Annotated in this window: 17 protein-coding genes, 1 tRNA gene and 5 pseudogenes; 9 read left to right on the plus strand and 14 right to left on the minus strand. The window is 41.5% G+C overall.

What is annotated here, in order from left to right:
* Positions 1-73: 73 nt before the first annotated feature.
* The 6 genes and pseudogenes from N39L_RS28940 (at position 74) to N39L_RS28965 (ending at position 6,901) form a co-directional block, all read left to right on the plus strand.
* Positions 74-322: a hypothetical protein gene (locus tag N39L_RS28940; RefSeq protein WP_014277113.1), complete on the plus strand. Its 249-nt coding sequence runs from the start codon at positions 74-76 to the stop codon at positions 320-322.
* 581 nt (positions 323-903) lie between these two features.
* Positions 904-1,254: pseudogene (locus N39L_RS28945) on the plus strand (hypothetical protein).
* Positions 1,255-1,299: 45 nt separating this feature from the next.
* A complete protein-coding gene (locus N39L_RS28950; protein WP_231851969.1) occupies positions 1,300-3,006 on the plus strand; it encodes a pyocin knob domain-containing protein in 1,707 nt (568 codons plus the stop codon).
* 173 nt (positions 3,007-3,179) lie between these two features.
* Complete coding sequence (locus N39L_RS28955) at positions 3,180-3,680, plus strand: hypothetical protein (RefSeq protein WP_014275060.1); 501 nt, start codon at positions 3,180-3,182, stop codon at positions 3,678-3,680.
* A gap of 304 nt (positions 3,681-3,984) precedes the next feature.
* Positions 3,985-4,341 (plus strand): hypothetical protein, encoded by a 357-nt coding sequence (locus N39L_RS28960; protein ID WP_006615909.1) that lies wholly within the window; start codon positions 3,985-3,987, stop codon positions 4,339-4,341.
* A gap of 1,441 nt (positions 4,342-5,782) precedes the next feature.
* On the plus strand, positions 5,783-6,901 hold the full coding sequence (locus N39L_RS28965) for an ABC transporter permease (RefSeq protein ID WP_008052013.1): 1,119 nt from the start codon (positions 5,783-5,785) through the stop codon (positions 6,899-6,901).
* Positions 6,902-6,918: 17 nt separating this feature from the next.
* On the opposite strand, the gene N39L_RS28970 is transcribed toward N39L_RS28965, so the two are convergent.
* The 10 genes and pseudogenes from N39L_RS28970 to N39L_RS29015 form a co-directional block, all read right to left on the minus strand.
* On the minus strand, positions 6,919-7,389 hold the full coding sequence (locus N39L_RS28970) for a DNA phosphorothioation-associated protein 4 (protein WP_006616424.1): 471 nt from the start codon (positions 7,387-7,389) through the stop codon (positions 6,919-6,921).
* A gap of 185 nt (positions 7,390-7,574) precedes the next feature.
* Positions 7,575-7,793: a WG repeat-containing protein gene (locus N39L_RS28975; protein WP_014277115.1), complete on the minus strand. Its 219-nt coding sequence runs from the start codon at positions 7,791-7,793 to the stop codon at positions 7,575-7,577.
* Positions 7,794-7,952: 159 nt separating this feature from the next.
* Positions 7,953-8,960: a WG repeat-containing protein gene (locus tag N39L_RS28980; protein ID WP_231852019.1), complete on the minus strand. Its 1,008-nt coding sequence runs from the start codon at positions 8,958-8,960 to the stop codon at positions 7,953-7,955.
* A gap of 63 nt (positions 8,961-9,023) precedes the next feature.
* A pseudogene (locus tag N39L_RS28985) lies at positions 9,024-9,095 on the minus strand (S-layer homology domain-containing protein); the annotation flags it as partial.
* Between the two features lie 50 nt (positions 9,096-9,145).
* Complete coding sequence (locus N39L_RS28990; protein ID WP_006616421.1) at positions 9,146-9,466, minus strand: nucleoside triphosphate pyrophosphohydrolase; 321 nt, start codon at positions 9,464-9,466, stop codon at positions 9,146-9,148.
* A gap of 39 nt (positions 9,467-9,505) precedes the next feature.
* Positions 9,506-10,339: a hypothetical protein gene (locus N39L_RS28995; protein WP_235181509.1), complete on the minus strand. Its 834-nt coding sequence runs from the start codon at positions 10,337-10,339 to the stop codon at positions 9,506-9,508.
* A 22-nt stretch (positions 10,340-10,361) separates the two neighbouring features.
* Positions 10,362-10,658, minus strand: coding sequence for a hypothetical protein (locus N39L_RS29000; protein ID WP_006616419.1), 297 nt, complete (start codon positions 10,656-10,658; stop codon positions 10,362-10,364).
* Positions 10,659-10,685: 27 nt separating this feature from the next.
* A complete protein-coding gene (locus N39L_RS29005; RefSeq protein WP_014277117.1) occupies positions 10,686-11,303 on the minus strand; it encodes an RNA-guided endonuclease InsQ/TnpB family protein in 618 nt (205 codons plus the stop codon).
* Positions 11,304-11,332: 29 nt separating this feature from the next.
* On the minus strand, positions 11,333-11,707 hold the full coding sequence (locus N39L_RS29010) for a transposase (protein ID WP_014277118.1): 375 nt from the start codon (positions 11,705-11,707) through the stop codon (positions 11,333-11,335).
* A 328-nt stretch (positions 11,708-12,035) separates the two neighbouring features.
* Positions 12,036-13,212 (minus strand): annotated as a pseudogene (locus N39L_RS29015) (group II intron reverse transcriptase); the annotation flags it as partial.
* Positions 13,213-13,726: 514 nt separating this feature from the next.
* Between N39L_RS29015 and N39L_RS29020 the strand changes: the two are divergent.
* Positions 13,727-13,912 (plus strand): annotated as a pseudogene (locus N39L_RS29020) (hypothetical protein); the annotation flags it as partial.
* Between the two features lie 156 nt (positions 13,913-14,068).
* On the opposite strand, the gene N39L_RS29025 reads toward N39L_RS29020, so the two are convergent.
* Genes N39L_RS29025 through N39L_RS29035 form a run of 3 tightly spaced genes read right to left on the minus strand, consistent with a single transcriptional unit; the run spans position 14,069 to position 14,747 of the window.
* Positions 14,069-14,320 (minus strand): reverse transcriptase domain-containing protein, encoded by a 252-nt coding sequence (locus N39L_RS29025; RefSeq protein ID WP_035737769.1) that lies wholly within the window; start codon positions 14,318-14,320, stop codon positions 14,069-14,071.
* Positions 14,259-14,501 carry a hypothetical protein gene (locus N39L_RS29030; RefSeq protein WP_014277121.1) on the minus strand — a complete coding sequence of 81 codons (243 nt, stop codon included), beginning with the start codon at positions 14,499-14,501 and terminating at the stop codon, positions 14,259-14,261. The genes N39L_RS29025 and N39L_RS29030 overlap by 62 nt, the downstream gene beginning before the upstream one ends.
* 21 nt (positions 14,502-14,522) lie before the next feature.
* On the minus strand, positions 14,523-14,747 hold the full coding sequence (locus N39L_RS29035; RefSeq protein ID WP_014274780.1) for a reverse transcriptase N-terminal domain-containing protein: 225 nt from the start codon (positions 14,745-14,747) through the stop codon (positions 14,523-14,525).
* Positions 14,748-15,030: 283 nt separating this feature from the next.
* Here N39L_RS29035 and N39L_RS29040 point away from each other — a divergent pair, with 283 nt between their 5' ends.
* The gene (locus N39L_RS29040; RefSeq protein WP_081471254.1) at positions 15,031-15,267 is read left to right on the plus strand and encodes a hypothetical protein; all 237 of its coding nucleotides are present in this window, start codon (positions 15,031-15,033) and stop codon (positions 15,265-15,267) included.
* A 277-nt stretch (positions 15,268-15,544) separates the two neighbouring features.
* A pseudogene (locus N39L_RS29045) lies at positions 15,545-16,422 on the plus strand (IS630 family transposase).
* A gap of 265 nt (positions 16,423-16,687) precedes the next feature.
* Here N39L_RS29045 and N39L_RS29050 read toward each other — a convergent pair.
* Positions 16,688-16,761 (minus strand) — tRNA-Arg (locus N39L_RS29050).
* Positions 16,762-16,916: the final 155 nt, after the last annotated feature.

A 16,916-nucleotide genomic window follows, 5' to 3' on the forward strand; every position in this document is an offset into this window, starting at 1 on the left:
GCTGAATAATTATTGAAGGCTATTAATAAATTAGAAATATTATATAATATTACAAAATAATTGAGGACTATCCATGAAGGGAATTAAAAATATGGCTACGGAAATTAATGCCAGCAATTGGCATAACGCCGTAGAGTTATTTAATGGCGCGATTTTAGAAGGCTTGATAACTGACAGATGTCGTTATGATATTACCGCTTACGCTTATGTCTCTAGCTTGAATGCTAGGTGCTATATCCCTAGTCTCAATCAATCAAAAATACCCAAAATTTATCCAGAATATAGTTATTATCAAAGATGGGAAAAGAAACAAGATGTGTGACAAGGTTCTATCAGCTTACCGGTATTTTATGGGAACCTAGCAACAGAAAACAGGTTAAATCTAGGTATCGTAAAACTCCCTTATTCTGGGGGGATTCACACAGAAAACCTATTGATTGAGTTGATTACCAATCAGACAGAAGGATTAGCTATAGATTCACATTCTGTATGAAAAGCTAGATGTTTAAATCAATTGCACAATAATGATTAAATTAATATTTTTGGTATGGCAGAATACCAACTTGATACCTTACCAAAAACACCATCATTAACTCAACCCGAAATTTTGGTATTTCCGTAGGTAATACCCCTACACTTATCCGCGCCGCCAATACTTACAGATATCGCTTACACTTGCAGAATACGGGTAGCGTTGGGGTTTGGTTTAGTCATGGACACATCAGCAATTGCATACCAGGTCAATGTTTATGGCTACCCCCTAATACTGCATAGGATGACGAGTTAAAATCTACTGCCAGCATCTATGGAATGACAGAGGATAGTGTTTCGCAGATTGTCGGGTTAGAGCAGACAATCACTTACTAACCGACTACAATAGAATTATTTAAGAGGTAGGTGATTATGAGTTTCTCAGTTTATAGCAGTGTTTTAAATTTAGACACTCTCAATATTACTGCTAAGATACCAGGTACTCCCGTTACAAGCACTATTAGTTTAACGGCTAATACAGTTGCCGAATGAGTAGCAGAAAATGCTAACACAAACTGGCGTAATGTATTTATCAAAAACCCGTCTAATATACCCGTTCATTTGATTTTAGACCCTACCGGCGATAGCGTGTCAGACGCTGCATTTTCGGTTAAACCAGGTGATACAGTTATGCTAACAATTGGTGGTAGCGATTTACAAGCTATCGCGGAATCTAGCGCTAACGTATCAATAACTTTAATTGAATTTGTTACTGTAGGTTAATAATAATTAGGGGGAATCCCCCCTAAGATGAATATAGAGGCAGTTATGACTAATTTCAACATTTACTCTAGTAAATTTGGGCAATCAACCGATGACTTGCCAGAAGGTGAAGTTAATCTGTATTTAACTAATGAACGGATACAAGCAGTTATTGACTCCAATACTAATTTAGTCAAATTAACTCAGTTAACTTGGAATAATATTACTAATAAACCTGGCACTTTCCCCACATCTACTCATTCCCATAGCTGGACTGAAATAACGTCCAAACCGTCTACGTTCGCGCCATCCGGTCACGGTCATCTATGGGGCGACATCAGTAGTGCGCCTGCTACCGCAACACGGTTACCTACTTGGTCTGAAGTTACAAGTAAACCGACAACGTTTACTCCATCAGAACATACACATACTATTGCAAATGTTACAGGACTTCAAGGTGCATTAGACGGTAAAGAGCCTACTTTTACCAAAAATACAGCATTTCATAAAAACTTCGGAACAACTACTGGAACTGTAACCGAAGGTAACGATGTCAGATTATCAAATGCTAGAACGCCAACTAGCCATACACACGGTAACATTAGCAATACCGGAACTATAGGTTCTACGGCTAATTTACCGTTAATTACCACCACATTAGGCGCTGTTACTACCGGTACTTTCGGTAGCACGGCAAATACATTTTGTCGTGGTGATGATAGCCGCCTTTCCACCAACCTAAGCTACACTACCGGGGCAGCCCAAGGGACGGTAACAAGCAGTACCGGAACTAACGCTACTATTCCAGCAGCTACGACGAGCATCGCCGGTTTATTAACTTCTGCTGATAAATATAAATTGAATGGAATAGCCGCAGGCGCACAAGTAAATGTAGCAACTAATTTAGGAGTAACAGCAGGAACAACAGCAGGTCCTGTAGTTACATCATCAACAGGAACTAATGTTACTTTACCTACAGCTAGTGCAACTAATTCAGGGATAATTACAACTGGGAATCAGACATGGACAGGAGTTAAAACATTTAATTCATTAATTACCGGGTCAATAAGTGGAAACGCCGGAACAGCAACAGCACTTCAAACAGCAAGAACAATCAATGGAACAAGTTTTAATGGAACAGCAAATATTACTACTGTAAACTGGGGAACTGCTCGGACTTTAACAATTGGTTCTACAGGCAAATCAGTAAACGGCTCTGGAAATGTAAGTTGGAGTTTAGCAGAAATTGGTGCTTTACCAAATCTTTCAATAACTGTAACAGGAGATTGGAATGATGTGTTAACAACAGGTTTTGCTCAAGGGAGTTCTCTTTTAAATCAAAGTCCGGGAAGTTCATGGCGTTTTTGTACTGTACAAAGACATAAGAATTCTGCGATTTCTCAAACAATGATACCTTTTGGAGGAGAAGATATTTATCAAAGAAATCGTGTAAATGCAGTCTGGAGTAGCTGGCAACAATTAGCTTTTACAAGCTCTAATATTACAGGTAATGCAGCAACTGCAACCACGCTTCAAACTGCTAGAACAATTAATGGGACTTCGTTTAATGGTAGTGCCAATATAACAATAACTGCCAATACTCCTAATACATTAACAAATGGTACGGGATTAACTGGAAATAATTTTAATGGGAGTGCTGCAACAACATGGGCAGTTGCTTACGGCAAGCAGGCACAGCCTGTCAAGGTAATGATAGTAGATTATCTGACGCTAGGACTCCCACAACGCACACACATTCAAATATTACATTAACAGCAGGAGATGGTTGATCAGGAGGAGGAACTTTAGCAGCTAATAGAACAATTAATGTAGATTCAACTGTAGTTAGAACTACAGGTAATCAAACTTTAACAGGAATTAAAACATTTAACATAACAAATAATCCAGTAACTTTTGCAACTAATGAAAGTTTTCCTGATGGAAATATGCTTATTGATTTTAATGTTTGGAGGGGGTTTGACATCCGCCGGATAGGAGATAATCCAATTACGGCTTTAGTACTAAATAGTAGAGTTGGAGCAAATAGCTGGGCGTTTTCTCATCAAGGGAATTATTCTATAGAATTAGAAGCAGATGCTAATCCTAGAGTATTTATATATCATGGTATTAATTTTCATCAAAGCGATGTTTGGCGAACTGCTCCTAGCGATAGATATTCAATACAATTATATAACGGGCAGACATATTTTATAAAGAGCTCAACTCTTTCATCATCTGGAGTACATACTAGATTTAGAGTAGAACACACAAACGTATCTTTGATTAACGATAGTGGAGATTATGTTAAAGGTTCTTCGTATATTAGACTTAAAACAGTTTGTGCTCAGAGTATTAATGGCTTAAATTTACTTAAAAAATTAAATGTAATTGAATTTCAATATAATGAGTTGGCAGCCATGGATTTTCTACACAATAAACAAAAATAGGTTTAATCGCACAAGAGGTTCAACAGTCTTATCCTGATGCAGTTTAATTGGTTAAAGATGACCACACATATAGCCCTGAAGTTGACGACAAAAACATAGATTATCTGACGATTCTTTATGAAACATTAGTTCCTTTATTAGTGGCAGGGATTCAATAATTATCCCCAAAATTAGAGGCACTAAGTAAATCAACAGCATCTACAAATGTTAATATCAGTAATTTACCGACAAGCCCTACAGGTTTAAGTGTAGGTGATTTATGGTGTGACACGGATAACGATAATGTAATCAAGCAGGTGAGATAATGTCTAACAAATATGATATATCTGAAACTAATTGGTTTTTAGCTTACAACCAATACTTTATCAAAGAGGATGATACCCCACACGGAAGTAAACAATTGCCAGATATATCAGGTAGTAAATTTGTGAGGATATTATTTGATGCAGACCAGGTTTCTATTTATTTGAAAATGGCAGGATGGTTAAAATTTTACACATACAATGATGTGAAGCAGAATATGATGGTTAAACGTGAAACTATTTGGCTAAATGAATATCAAATAATTGAATCACCACCATATAGTAATTTTTACTCAATATTTGAACCCTGGGAGAGGATTAAATGGTTTACCCTTTATTTTTGGAGATTAATGCAATGAGTATAATAATACTAGAGGTTCTGTTATTGATCACTGTTATTGTTTATTTGGGCATTGATTCATTGATAGGCAATAAAATAATTGAGTCTAAACTAGATTTAAACAATAAAAAGTTAGACATATTATTTGAGTTTTTGAAAAATTAGTTAGTTCAGATAGTTGGTAAAAAACAGTTAGAAGATAAAAAGCAATCACCCCATCTCCCAATCAACAGAGATGATATTGATGATGATGGTTGGCGTAAACCCTAACACCTAACAGCTAACACCTAACAGCTACCCCAATAACTTAAATGGTCCCCTATGGTTTCTGACTATGGGGGTGTCTATTTATTTTTTGGCTAACGGACTGTTGCAACGGACTGTTAAAAATTTATATGAATGCTTACCCTATCATGTCCAGATAATACCCAGAACTACTTTACCCCTAACAGATAGCTTTACCTACAACCTACGGCTAAGATTTTGGCTTAGGGTGTTTATTAGGGGTACTGGGTTTTGAACGAAATGAATACCCCTATAAATTGGAGACTTGCTGAGGATTATGTAGGTATCGAGTCCCATCCCGGTAATTGTCACCAGTTGAAAAGTTGTTTGGGGGTATCGGGTTGGTTCCGGTAGATGATAGTTCATAGTTTCCCCTCACCGGAGATTATGAATCAGACCCATAGATAACCTTGCGAGCGATCGCACATAGGTTTACCTATAGGTCTAGTCCATAGAAAGACAGCCTAATATCTTTGTACATTGATTACTTAGAAGGTTCCCCTCTACGGCTACCTACGGCTATCGTGTTGATTTTGAAACATACCCTCCCCCCCAACCGAAACAAACACTCTTGGGGGTGCGACCGACGTGATAGCAGTCAATGGTGAGGAACGAACCGATAGGCTTGCCATTGACGGGTATCACAAGGGAGTTACCCTATCGGTGTTTGGTTGGGGGGTGGTATGGGTATTTGACAGATTGATTAAGTTGTGCTTATTGATTAACCCGTCAATAATTAAGATTTGTTGCTGAGGGATATGCGCTAATTGTCCCGTGTGCTAAGATTTAATGGAGTGCATATTGAGCGTGACGGTACGACTATTGGGTTAAGTAAATCCCGATTATCGCAGTTAGGATAGGGGTTTGAGTCATACTATTCTCACAGTATTAAGTCCGGTAGTGATTTGATCAGCCATCTTATTAGGAGGAAAAGTTAGTGGTTTATTAGGAGTAATTTTAGCTATTCTCATCACTGGGGTAATTAAGAGCATTATTGAAATCATCCTTAACCCTCAGTTACCACCCCAAGCCGGTTCCTTTTTTACTAATCTTCCCCAAGATATCGACAACTCTCCTAACTTACAGGTTTCCGAAATCACTAATGATGGGAATGGATAAAGATGCTGCTGGGATTGACCTGTAATGTCATTAACCCCCACCAGCGGTAATCTCTTATGCTAACATCAGATGTTATAGATAGATATGCAGGTGAGGTTAATAAGTTTATGAAATGGTGGCAAAGACTACAAAAAAATCCCTTGGCAAAATTGGGCGCTGGAATACTGATTCTGTTTTATATTATGGCGATCGCTGCTGATTTTGTCGCTCCCTATAATCCCTATAATTCCCAATTAGACGGATCCCTATTACCCCCCACCCCAATTCATTGGGTCAACCCTCAAGGAGAATTTATCGGACTCCATGTTTATCCCACAACTCAGGGACCCGTTGATATTGAAACAGGTCAAAGACAAACTATAGTAGACTGGGAACAACCTTCTCCTCTGCGGTTATTCGTCAAAGGAGACCCCTATAAAATTTTAGGTTTAATTCCCTTTGACCTTCATCTTTTTGGCGTAGTGGGTCCAGCCTATATTAACCTCATAGGAACCGATGAACAAGCCCGCGATCAGTTGAGTCGCTTAGTTTTTGGTAGTCGTATCAGCCTCAGTATCGGTTTAGTCGGAATTGCTATTGCTTTCCCCTTGGGTATGTTGGTTGGGGGAATTTCCGGCTATTTTGGTGGCTGGATTGATACTATATCCATGCGATTAGTGGAAGTTTTAATGACCATTCCCGGACTTTATTTATTAGTAGCTTTAGCAGCAGTCCTTCCTCCCCAACTTTCCAGCGCCCAAAGGTTTTTACTAATTGTAATTATAATTTCATTTATTAGTTGGGCGGGACTAGCTAGAGTCATTCGGGGACAGGTTCTCTCTATTAAAGAACGCGAATTTATCCAAGCGGCTAGGGTAATGGGGGCTCAACCAATTTATACTATTATCCGTCATGTACTCCCCCAAACAGCTACCTATGTGATTATTTCGGCTACCCTGACCATCCCCAGTTTTATTATTTCTGAGTCCGTGCTTAGTTTAATTGGCTTGGGTATTCAACAGCCATATCCTTCCTGGGGGAATTTACTTTCTTCTGCTACTAATGCTTCCATTTTGGTGCTACAACCTTGGCTAATTTGGCCGCCAGCATTGTTGATTATTTTAACCGTTTTAGCATTTAATTTACTGGGAGATGGTCTCCGAGATGCCCTCGATCCTAGAAGCATACAACGGTAAGAGTGACCGCCGCTGAATTAGCCTAAAAATTGACTCAGATCAAATTCTGATTCCGGTTTTTTGAAGCGATCGCGTTCCGACATCAGCAATAATAACAGGCGATCGCCATAATCTACCGCCCCCCTAAATTCTTCTCGTAAAATTTCTAGCCCACCATTGGCAAATTCTTCAAAAATTTTCACTCTTTCTGCTTCCAATTCTGGGTCAAAAGGTGAGATGGTTTTGCTGTCCTTAGTATGGGCGATCGCTATCAGTTTAATTACCCAATCATAACCCCTCGAAATGAATATCTCTAGGGAAATAGGCGCGGGATCTCTCTGAGAAACAGCCTCAATCGGTACTCGCTTTTGGTGGCGGATACCTACAGAGGCGGCGAATACTATTACATCTGCATAGGTCTGAAACGGGCCGCTTTTGTTTTCGGATTCGGTTAAATCTCGCACTAGGTCTGCTTTATCTTTAGCGACTCTAACCCTGTTAATAGCCATTGTTTAATCGAATGTGAATTAATTTTAACTATAGTTTAAGCTAAAACTAGCACCAATCAACATCATTTCTTGACCCTGGCTACACACTACTGTATTTTCCCTTCTCGCTAACTCACCCTCCCCTCAGCATTATCGAAGCTATCACCACTGAAAACTCTTTTAATCTCATCAACATCAGATGATATTCAAGGTTTAGCAATATATCCATATTTCCCCCCGCGAACAATTCTCAAAGATTCTGGAGGCATTCCTTGACTTGCTTCCCCCCAGCTTCCTCCATCGTAGTAACCGTTTAACTGTACTACAGCCAACCCCTCAGAAAAAGGTTCAGCCCCATAAAATTGAGGTTGAATAATTGTTTTTCCCGTAGTATCTACATAACCATAACGCAGAGGTTGAATCAAATTACCAACCTTCCCTTCTCCAGTTCCCCAGGGGGCTAATCCCTCAGAAAATTGTAAATATCCTAACCAATTTGGTACAATTGACGTGAGATTTCCACTGTTATCAACCAGATAATATTGGTCGCCTTTAACAACTTTAGCAACTCCATAAATAAAATTTTAAGCCCGCCCAAATTCTGGCTGTATTACCCAATCACCATCCCGATTAATATATCCCCATTGATGATTGAATTTAACTGGGGCTAGACCCTCCGCAAATTCCCCAGCTTCTGAAAATTTAGGTTCAATAATCGAGTTACCTTCCCGGTCAATATATCCCCATTCAGATCCGATCCTAACTTTTGCCCGTCCTTGGGAAAAGCTACCCCCACCATCAAATTTAGCTATAATGTGCCAATCACCTGATTTATTAATATATCCCCATTTTGTCTGATCATAAAGTTTAGCCAATGCCAAACCTTCCGCAAAATAATAGACAGGATTCAAACTAAATTTGGCAGGAATTGCTAGTCTACCTTCCCGGTCAATATATCCACTTTTATCATCCATGTTGACACTAGCCATTCTCTCCGAAAATGTCCCCACAGATATAATATCACTTGCCAAAGTGATCACGATATTTTCTTCTGTATCAATGAAGCAATTTTGACCATTAATGATGACATTAGCTAATCCTTCTGAAAATTTTGCCGCATAGTCAAATTGAGGGGTAATTGCGAATAAATTACTATAGGCGATATATTCCCAAGACACCACATTTCTAGGTCGCAAGGCTTGACATAAAAAAGCCGCGATTTCACCCCTAGTAGCATTTTGATTAGGCTTGAGTTGTCGAACTTCTGGATAATTAACCACTAAATTTTCAATCGCCCCAGCGGCAATTCTTTCCCTAGTATAATTGGGGATTGCCGCCGCGTCATCAAAATATTGTGTGAGAATTTCTTCCGGGTTTTCAGGGATTCTATGCTGTAGATGTGCCGCTAAAACAATTAAGGCTTGCACCCTAGGAATAGGTTGCTGTGGGCGAAATGTACCGTCAGGATAGCCGGCAAAAAAACCTCGGCGAGTCGCTTGTTCAATATTCGATTTTGCCCAATAGTTATCGGCAACATCTTTATAGACGATCGCCTCCTGAATTATCGGTGCGTCATCAAACATCCTACACATTAACGTAGCAAACTCAGCCCTATTTACAGGTGCATTGGGGCGAAATCTACCATCTGGATACCCTAAAATAATGTTTCTATTAACTAATAAGTTAATTGCTTGAATCGCCCAGTTATTTTCTATGTCTGATAGAATTTATATATCTCAAATTATGGTGTGATAATAGCTGACTAATTATCCGAAATTTATTCAGTCCATAATAACATTATTTTCTGTTCAAAACCACCTCGCTGGGCTCGTTTTTCATCAACTTTTAATTGTATCTGCTCATCGGATATGTTATAACTTTTCCTCAACGATTCAACCACCTCTAAAATATCTGCTAATTCCTCCAATAGACTAGCATCATCGCTTTCTTGAACTTCCTCGGCTTCTTCCCTTAACTTATTTCGTAAAGCTATGCGATATTCCGCCTCAGATAAAACCTTGATTTCCGGCTTACCTCCAGATTGTCGGATCGTTTCAGGAATGCGATCGCGCACCAATTTATAATATTCTTTACGCATTAAATTATCCCCTCACTCCACCAAATTATGCTGATTAGATTACCGAGAACTTCTCGCTTCCGACAAAGCTATTTCCTGATTCCGACGATACAAAGCCACCCGATTTTGAGCCGTAGCATAGCGAGGATAGCTAGGAGATACAGCCTCCATTAAATCAGCCGCCGCCCGCCATTTGTCCGCAATTTCTAACCATTCACTCTCAGTCATTGCATCTTTCCCTAAAGCCGCAGCATTTTCAGCCAATTGGACAGCCTGTTTAAACAACTCTTCATCCGATAATACATCATCAGAAATTGTCGGATTGGGAGTAGGTGTCACCGATGTAGAATCCGATTTAAACCATTGAGGAACCGCTAAAATTAGCCATTGATAAACAGCAAATCCCCCCACAATTAATAATACAATTATGCTGATTATAGCAATTAATATACCCCGGTTTACTTGTTGCTTTTCCACCAATTCCTGAGATGGATAACTATCAATTAGTCCCCCACTAGGATAACCCGGTAATCCCGCCCATATATGTGGTTTTTTTAGGGTGATATTTTCTGACCAAAGCAGTTCACTATCTGGACTCTCCAGAATATCCTCTAACCACAGTAATTGATGTTGATTAAAGACACGACTATGGATGCTAACTCGGCGAATCTTCCGGGGAGCAATTGTCTCTAAAACTTCCTTAATCTCACGGACTAAATATGATTTATCCAGATATTCTGCTTTCTTTCCTTCACAAAGTAATTGCAGAATACCCCCCACAAAAACAGCCCTAATTATTACCTGACTTTCCGCCAGATAATAATTAAGTACCTCAACTATGGCGACCACACTACCTTGGTGAGCCTGTTTGATCAAATCATTAATTGCATCCATCATTTAGTAGCCGAAACTATAGCTATTGACTGACTTCCCGAAAAAATTGCCCTAATTGACGACTCATTGACTTCACCAGTCCTTCAGATTTTTGAAGTTGAGCGTCAACTGTTGCTTCTAATTCCTTAACCCTGGCTTCGGGAAGATTAAGCAATTCTAGCAATTTTTGATAGGCGCGTGCCTCTTCATCATTAATCATTGGCTCCTCTGTAACCCTAGCACTAGAGCTAATCACCTGATAACCCAAAGCCAAAACCAATTCCCGTTCCTCTGGAGTTTGCAGTTTGGGAATCAACTCGTCAAGGGAAATATTCTGCATCAGATAATCCTTTGACACTCCCCTTGCCTAAAGGCGAGGGGATTCTTCATTCATAGACCCAACTTGCTTTGACAGGATTGCTCCAGCCATAGTATAGGTCGAATCTCCTGAAGCGTTCGGGTATAAGATCCATGTTCCGCTATGCCCTAGCGTACACAAGGCTGACTTTGCTGCGCAACGCTGCGCGAACAGGATGTTGAGCGCAGCATTCCTATCGCGATCCAAGTTTAACCCACATTGACAAACATGAGTTCGAGTGGATAGGGCTTTTTTGACCACTGCACCACAGTTAGAGCATTCTTGGGAAGTATAAGCCGGGTTAACGGCAACCGTCACCTTGCCAAACTTAACCCCAAAATACTCTAGCCACTTCCTGAATTGATACCAAAGAGCATCATTAATCGACTTGGCGAGACAGTGGTTTCTAACCAAATTCTTTACCCTCAAGTTTTCATAAGCGACCAAATCGTTAGATTGGATTACGCAACGCGCCAGTCTCTTGGCGTGTTCTATGCGCTTCGCGCAGGCTTCGCCAACACGTTGCCTACTTATCTTGAGGTGTACTCGTCCTAGTCGGTTAATCGCTTTCTTTCGGTTGGATGAGCCTTTCTTTTTGCGAGAAACACGCTTTTGTCTAAATTTCAAGCGGCTCTCACCCTTTCGATAAAATGGGGTTAGGTTCGCGCTTGACCATTAGAATCGGTATAAAATTCCTTTAATCCTACGTCCAAACCAATCGCTTTACCCGTGGGCTGACTATCTACTTTAACATCCGCTTTGAGCATAAATTGAACATAGTAGCCGTCCGCACGACGAATAAGCCTAACCCGTTTGATTTGTTCGAGCGGGTAGAAATGTAAATCCCATGTTCCTTTGAGTTGAAGCTGGCCTATGCCTTTTTTGTCGGTGAAGGTTATTTTCTTACGAGTTTCTGATAGCTTCCACCCAGAAGTCTTGTATTCAACTGAACGACTGTTCTTTTTGAACTTGGGAAAGCCTTTCTTTCCTGGAATGGCTTTCCGGCAGTTATCGTAGAACCTTGCGATCACCGAATATGCTCTTTCAATGGAAGCTTGACAGGCACTGGAGTTTAAGTCGCGAGCAAAAGGAAATTCATCTCGAGCGTGTTTTGCGCTAGGCGATACAAATCCTTCTGCCCAATTCCTGAATTATCCATCCAGAAACGGACGGCTTTATTGCGGATGAACTGAGCAGTTCGGATGGCCTCATAAATGGCAATGCACGTGATTTGACTTCCCTTTGGCTTTAAACTCATTAGGGGTCGAGATAGACCTCACGGTCTACCCCTCCCATTCAGCAGCAGAACCGTACATGAGATTTTCACCTCATACGGCTCCTAGTTTGACCGTCTCTTTGTTAAGAGTACAGCAACATCTCTTTCATCAAGAGCTGTTTTATTGTCGCGGGTGTGGCGATGTAATATTTGAAGATTCTTGTATTCATCCTTTCCGCCTTTGCTTCTAGGTACAACGTGGCCTACTTCAATTAAGTCTGATGGGGTAAAGTATTGCCCACACCAGGTACATCTACCTTTTTGCTTTTTGAGTAGTTTTGCTACCCTATTTGGCGTATCGATTGCTCGTCCCTTCCTGGTTGCCCAGTAGGTCCAATTTCCGTCATAAAGTGTTGCGTCAGGACGTATTAAGGTATGTCTGACAATTGGAGTCCAGTTGTGTTTGAATAGATGTAACCCATCTTTGGTTTGGAACAACCAATCTTCGTGTCTTTCTTTCCCATTGCTAAGTTTAATCGTTCCATGTCTGAAATAATTTTTTAGCTTTTCGTGACTTGCCTTTCCGCATCTTGATACTGTCCATGCCCGTAACATTTGCCAGATTATGTGGTCTAGTTTGTTAAAGGTCTCACTTGAGACTACCGCTGAGTAATAATTAGACCATCCCCGAATAATCGGGTTTAGTTTACTAATCAGGGCTGATTGAGGTGTTGTTTTATGTTGTTTAATTACACCTTTAATCACTTCTGTGTGGGCTTTAACTGCTTTGTTGCTGGGCTTTATGTGGGTTTTATGTTCGATTAATCGGCTTGCTGTCCCACCTGTTTTCCCAGATTTGTATTTTCCTACGGGATATTGCCTGATGTTGAATCCTAGAAAATCGAACCCTGGATTCTCTGTCTTACCGTCATACTCAATAGGCTTGAGTGTATGACAGATTCGAGTCTTTTCAGGTTTTATTTCTAGTCCTACAGGTTTTAGCCATTCAGAAATTGCAGTCTTGCACTGTTCAATAATCTCTAGTGATGATGATATCACTACAAAATCATCGGCATATCTTATTAAGGTGGCTTTAACTTTAACCCCTTTTTCTTTAGGATACATTGTTTCAATTAACCTAACCATACCCAACAGTGCGATGTTGGCGAGTATTGGACTTATCACCCCTCCCTGGGGTGTCCCTGATTCTGTATCCTCAAATACGCCGTTATCTAGCACGCCTGCTTTGAGCCATTGTTTCAGGTCTCTTTTTAGGCTGCTTGGACAATGAATTTTGGACAGTAGATAATCATGGTTCACGGTAAGAGCATTTTGTTATGGTCGAAAGGGAAGTCACCTTCCCCAACTCCACTTCAAAACCGTACTTGAGACTTTCATCTCATACGGCTCCTGATGTGGATACCCCTTTGTCAGTGGGAACAGGGCTACAACCCCCTGCTTTATGACCTCAACTTTCGGAGCTATATACACACGTAGTCATTAACTCGTTTTCGTCATAACACTCTTAGTTGTCGCGGTCTCTATATCCACACCGTGACTAGTGGGCATATCCTAACCATTACAGTTAGGCATTAGCTTTCAGTCACATCCTTTTCCCTTAAAGGCATACGCTTACACTTTTCGCTACTCCACAGGTACATCCTGCCACTTGAGAGCCAATGAGGGGTTTAAACGTTCCATCTATGCGGGCATTCCATCTTTAGATTTGTCCTATCCATCGGGGTACTTTAAAAGTCTGTGTAGGTAGTTATAGCAGTCTCCTACTTTTCCCCTTACTCTTTTGAGCGCAGCGTATCAACCTGTTTCGCTACTGATGCTTTACGATGGTTCAGCCGGACATTCGGTTTCCCTAATCATGGATGGTTGGCAGTGGTCGCATTTGGTAGTAGGTTCTACTTCACGCCTTCCGTTCCCCGCTTCAATCCTGGGGTTATGATTCCCAAAACTGGGGGTGGCTATCGCCGTTACTCTCAACCTTACGTTATACTCAAGGGGTTCATAACTTTCCCTCTTTTTTTTCGCTCAGTTTTGACCTTGAGTCTCTCTGCCTTATCTGGTTGTCGAAGCCAGATGTTGAGACACATAGATAGTTATGGGATGGTCAGGGGTGCGAATCCCTTATATTCCACCAAGGGGTGGAAGTCCCACTAGGAGGTTATTTCAGGCATTGCAGCCCTATTTCACTCCTAAACGTCTCGCACGCTATATCTGCATCTAGCACGAAATATTCACTTTTGTTGATACTCTGGTAAATCCTGGCTATTGCATCTTGGGCTGACCGTCCTGGACGGAACCCGTAGCTTGTGCCTTCAAATCTCGATTCCCATTCAGGTTCGAGAGCCGACTTAACCAAGGCTTGCCTTGCTCTGTCTTGGATTGTGGGTATTCCTATTCCAGCTTTTTTCATCCCTTCCAGGTTTTGGAATCCACACCCGTCGCAGTGGTTTTGCTTTGAGGTTTCCCTTAATGCTCTCAGCAAGTTCAAACCTTTGTCTTGGAGAGATTACTTTTACTCCATCAACACCGGCTGTTTTCTTGCCTTGACCCGCTTGGGGGGCGGGTTTATTAAGCTGACTGTTGGGAAGCATGGCTGACCGTGGAACCCGCCCCTACAGTCGCACTGCTAAGAGTCGGGCATAGTATGATTTCACCAATAGACGTTGTAACCTTCTTACCTTTGCATCCTGTCCCGATTTAGCCGCTTGAAATATACTCTTTTGGAGCTTGAAAACTTTCCGTTGAACCTTAGTCCACGGGATTATCTTCCATGCGTTGTTCGTAGTCTTGATTGGTTTGGGCTTGCCAAATCCTTTCTTTAAACTCGCTATCGCCATTTGTACACCTACTTGACTCTATTTCTTACAATCAAACCGTGACCTGTCAGCATATCCCTACTATTACAGCAGGGCGTTGGCTTCTGGTCACATCTCACATCCTCTAAGACTTGCGGTTACACTTATCCCTACTGATATCTCGACCAGATAATCAGAGTCTAAGAGGACTTAAAACGTTCCGTTTATATGGGCATTCCATCTTTAGATTTGTCCTATCCACCGGGGTACTTTTAAAGGTCTATGTAGGTAGTGTAGCGATGCTCCTACTTTTCCCCTTACTCTTTTGAGCGCAGCGTATCAACCTGTTTCGCTGCTCAAATTTGACGATGGTTCAAGCCAGACATTCGGTTTCCCTAATCATGGATGGTTGGCAGTGGTCTCGATTCTGGTGTTGGGTTACACCTCGGAGCCTTCCGTTCCCCGCTTCAATCCTGGGGTTGTGATTCCCAAAACTGGGGGTGGCTATCGCCGTTACCCTAACTTCCTAACTTCTACTTATCTATTTCTAGGATTACTATAAGGAATTTGTATGGTTTAGTTTGTTTTGACCTTGGGTTCCCTGCCTTGATTTGTATCGTGGGATACTAATCGTTGGGACATATAAACAGTTATGAGGATGGTCAGGAGTGCGCTCCTTATATTCAACCAAGGGGTTGAAGTCCCCACCAGGCGGTTATTTCAGGTATTTCAACCTTATTTCATGCCTGAACGTCTCGCACCACTACAATCATTTATAGCACCAGACAGGAAAGTTAGGACGTATAATGGAGAGGACGAGATGACTAAGAAGACCAAAAATGCCAGCCCCCTATAGTTACGACCTCAGACAAAAAGTTATTGATGCAATTGAACTAGACGGTATGCCCAAAACAGAAGCCAGTCAAGTTTTCCATGTCAGCCGGAACACCATTAATCTCTGGCTGCCAAGAAAAGCACAGACCGGAGACTTCCTCCCTAAACCTAATCACCGACCTGGCAATAACCACAAAATTACCGACTGGCAAAAATTCAAGGCTTTTGCCCAAGAGCATGGCCACAAAACCTCCGCTCAAATGGCTCAACTTTGGGATGACGACATCTCTCCTCGCACCATATCCAGAGCCTTGAAGAAAATTGGCTTCACCAGAAAAAAAAACTTACGGCTACCAAGAACGTGATCAGCAACAGCGAGAGGAGTTTATTGCTCAGATTGAACATATGGAGCCGGAAGGGTTGGTTTACCTCGATGAAGCTGGCATGAATAGTCAAGACTCGGATTATCCTTATGGTTACTGTGAGCAAGGACAACGCTTCGATGTCCTCAAATCCGGGAAGAGGCAGGGCAGGGTGAGCTATATAGCCGCATGGTGTCATCAACAACTCTTAGCCCCCGATCGCTTTGAGGGTTGTTGTAATCGGACAGTGTTTGAGTTGTGGTTGGAGTTCATCTTAATTCCAACATTGAAGCCAGGTCAGACTCTAGTATTTGACAATGCAACGTTTCATAAAGGGGGGCGGCAGGCTGAACTGGTGGAGGCAGCTCCATGCCGTTTACTCTATCTTCGGCCTTATTCGCCAGACCTCAACAAGATAGAGAAATGTTGGTCATGGTTGAAAGCCCGCATTCGCCACTGCACGTGAGCAGTTTGATTCTCTCGATGATGCCATGGATTCCGTTCTCCAAGCTGCGTCCTAACCACCTTGACTAAGGCTATACATCAGGAGCCGTGTGCTGGGAAACTCGCAAGCACGGTTTTGAATTGGAGTTGGGGAAGGCGACTTCCCTTTCGACCATAACTGCTTATTGATTAACCCGTCAATAATTAAGATTTGTTGCTAAGGGATATGCGCTAATTATCCTGTGTGTTAAGACTTAATGAAGTGTATTTTGTGCGCAACGGTACCACTATCGGGTTGAGCGATATCACGCGATAGTAGTCAGGATAAGGGTTTACAGTAAACGGGTGTGGTAGGACTCGAACCTACGACAAACGGCTTAGAAGGCCGCTACTCTATCCAGCTGAGTTACACACCCAGGCAAGTCTTGCATTTTACCTTAAGTTGACACCTATAGTATCAACTAGTATCAACCTAAATCAAGTCAACTCAAGTCCCAAGGCTTGATCATCAATGGACACGTGTAGATGATAACATAAAAGCGATCGAGATTGACAGTTGACTGGCAAAAAT

This window comes from Limnospira platensis NIES-39, assembly GCF_026000695.1.
GTDB lineage: Bacteria > Cyanobacteriota > Cyanobacteriia > Cyanobacteriales > Microcoleaceae > Limnospira > Limnospira platensis.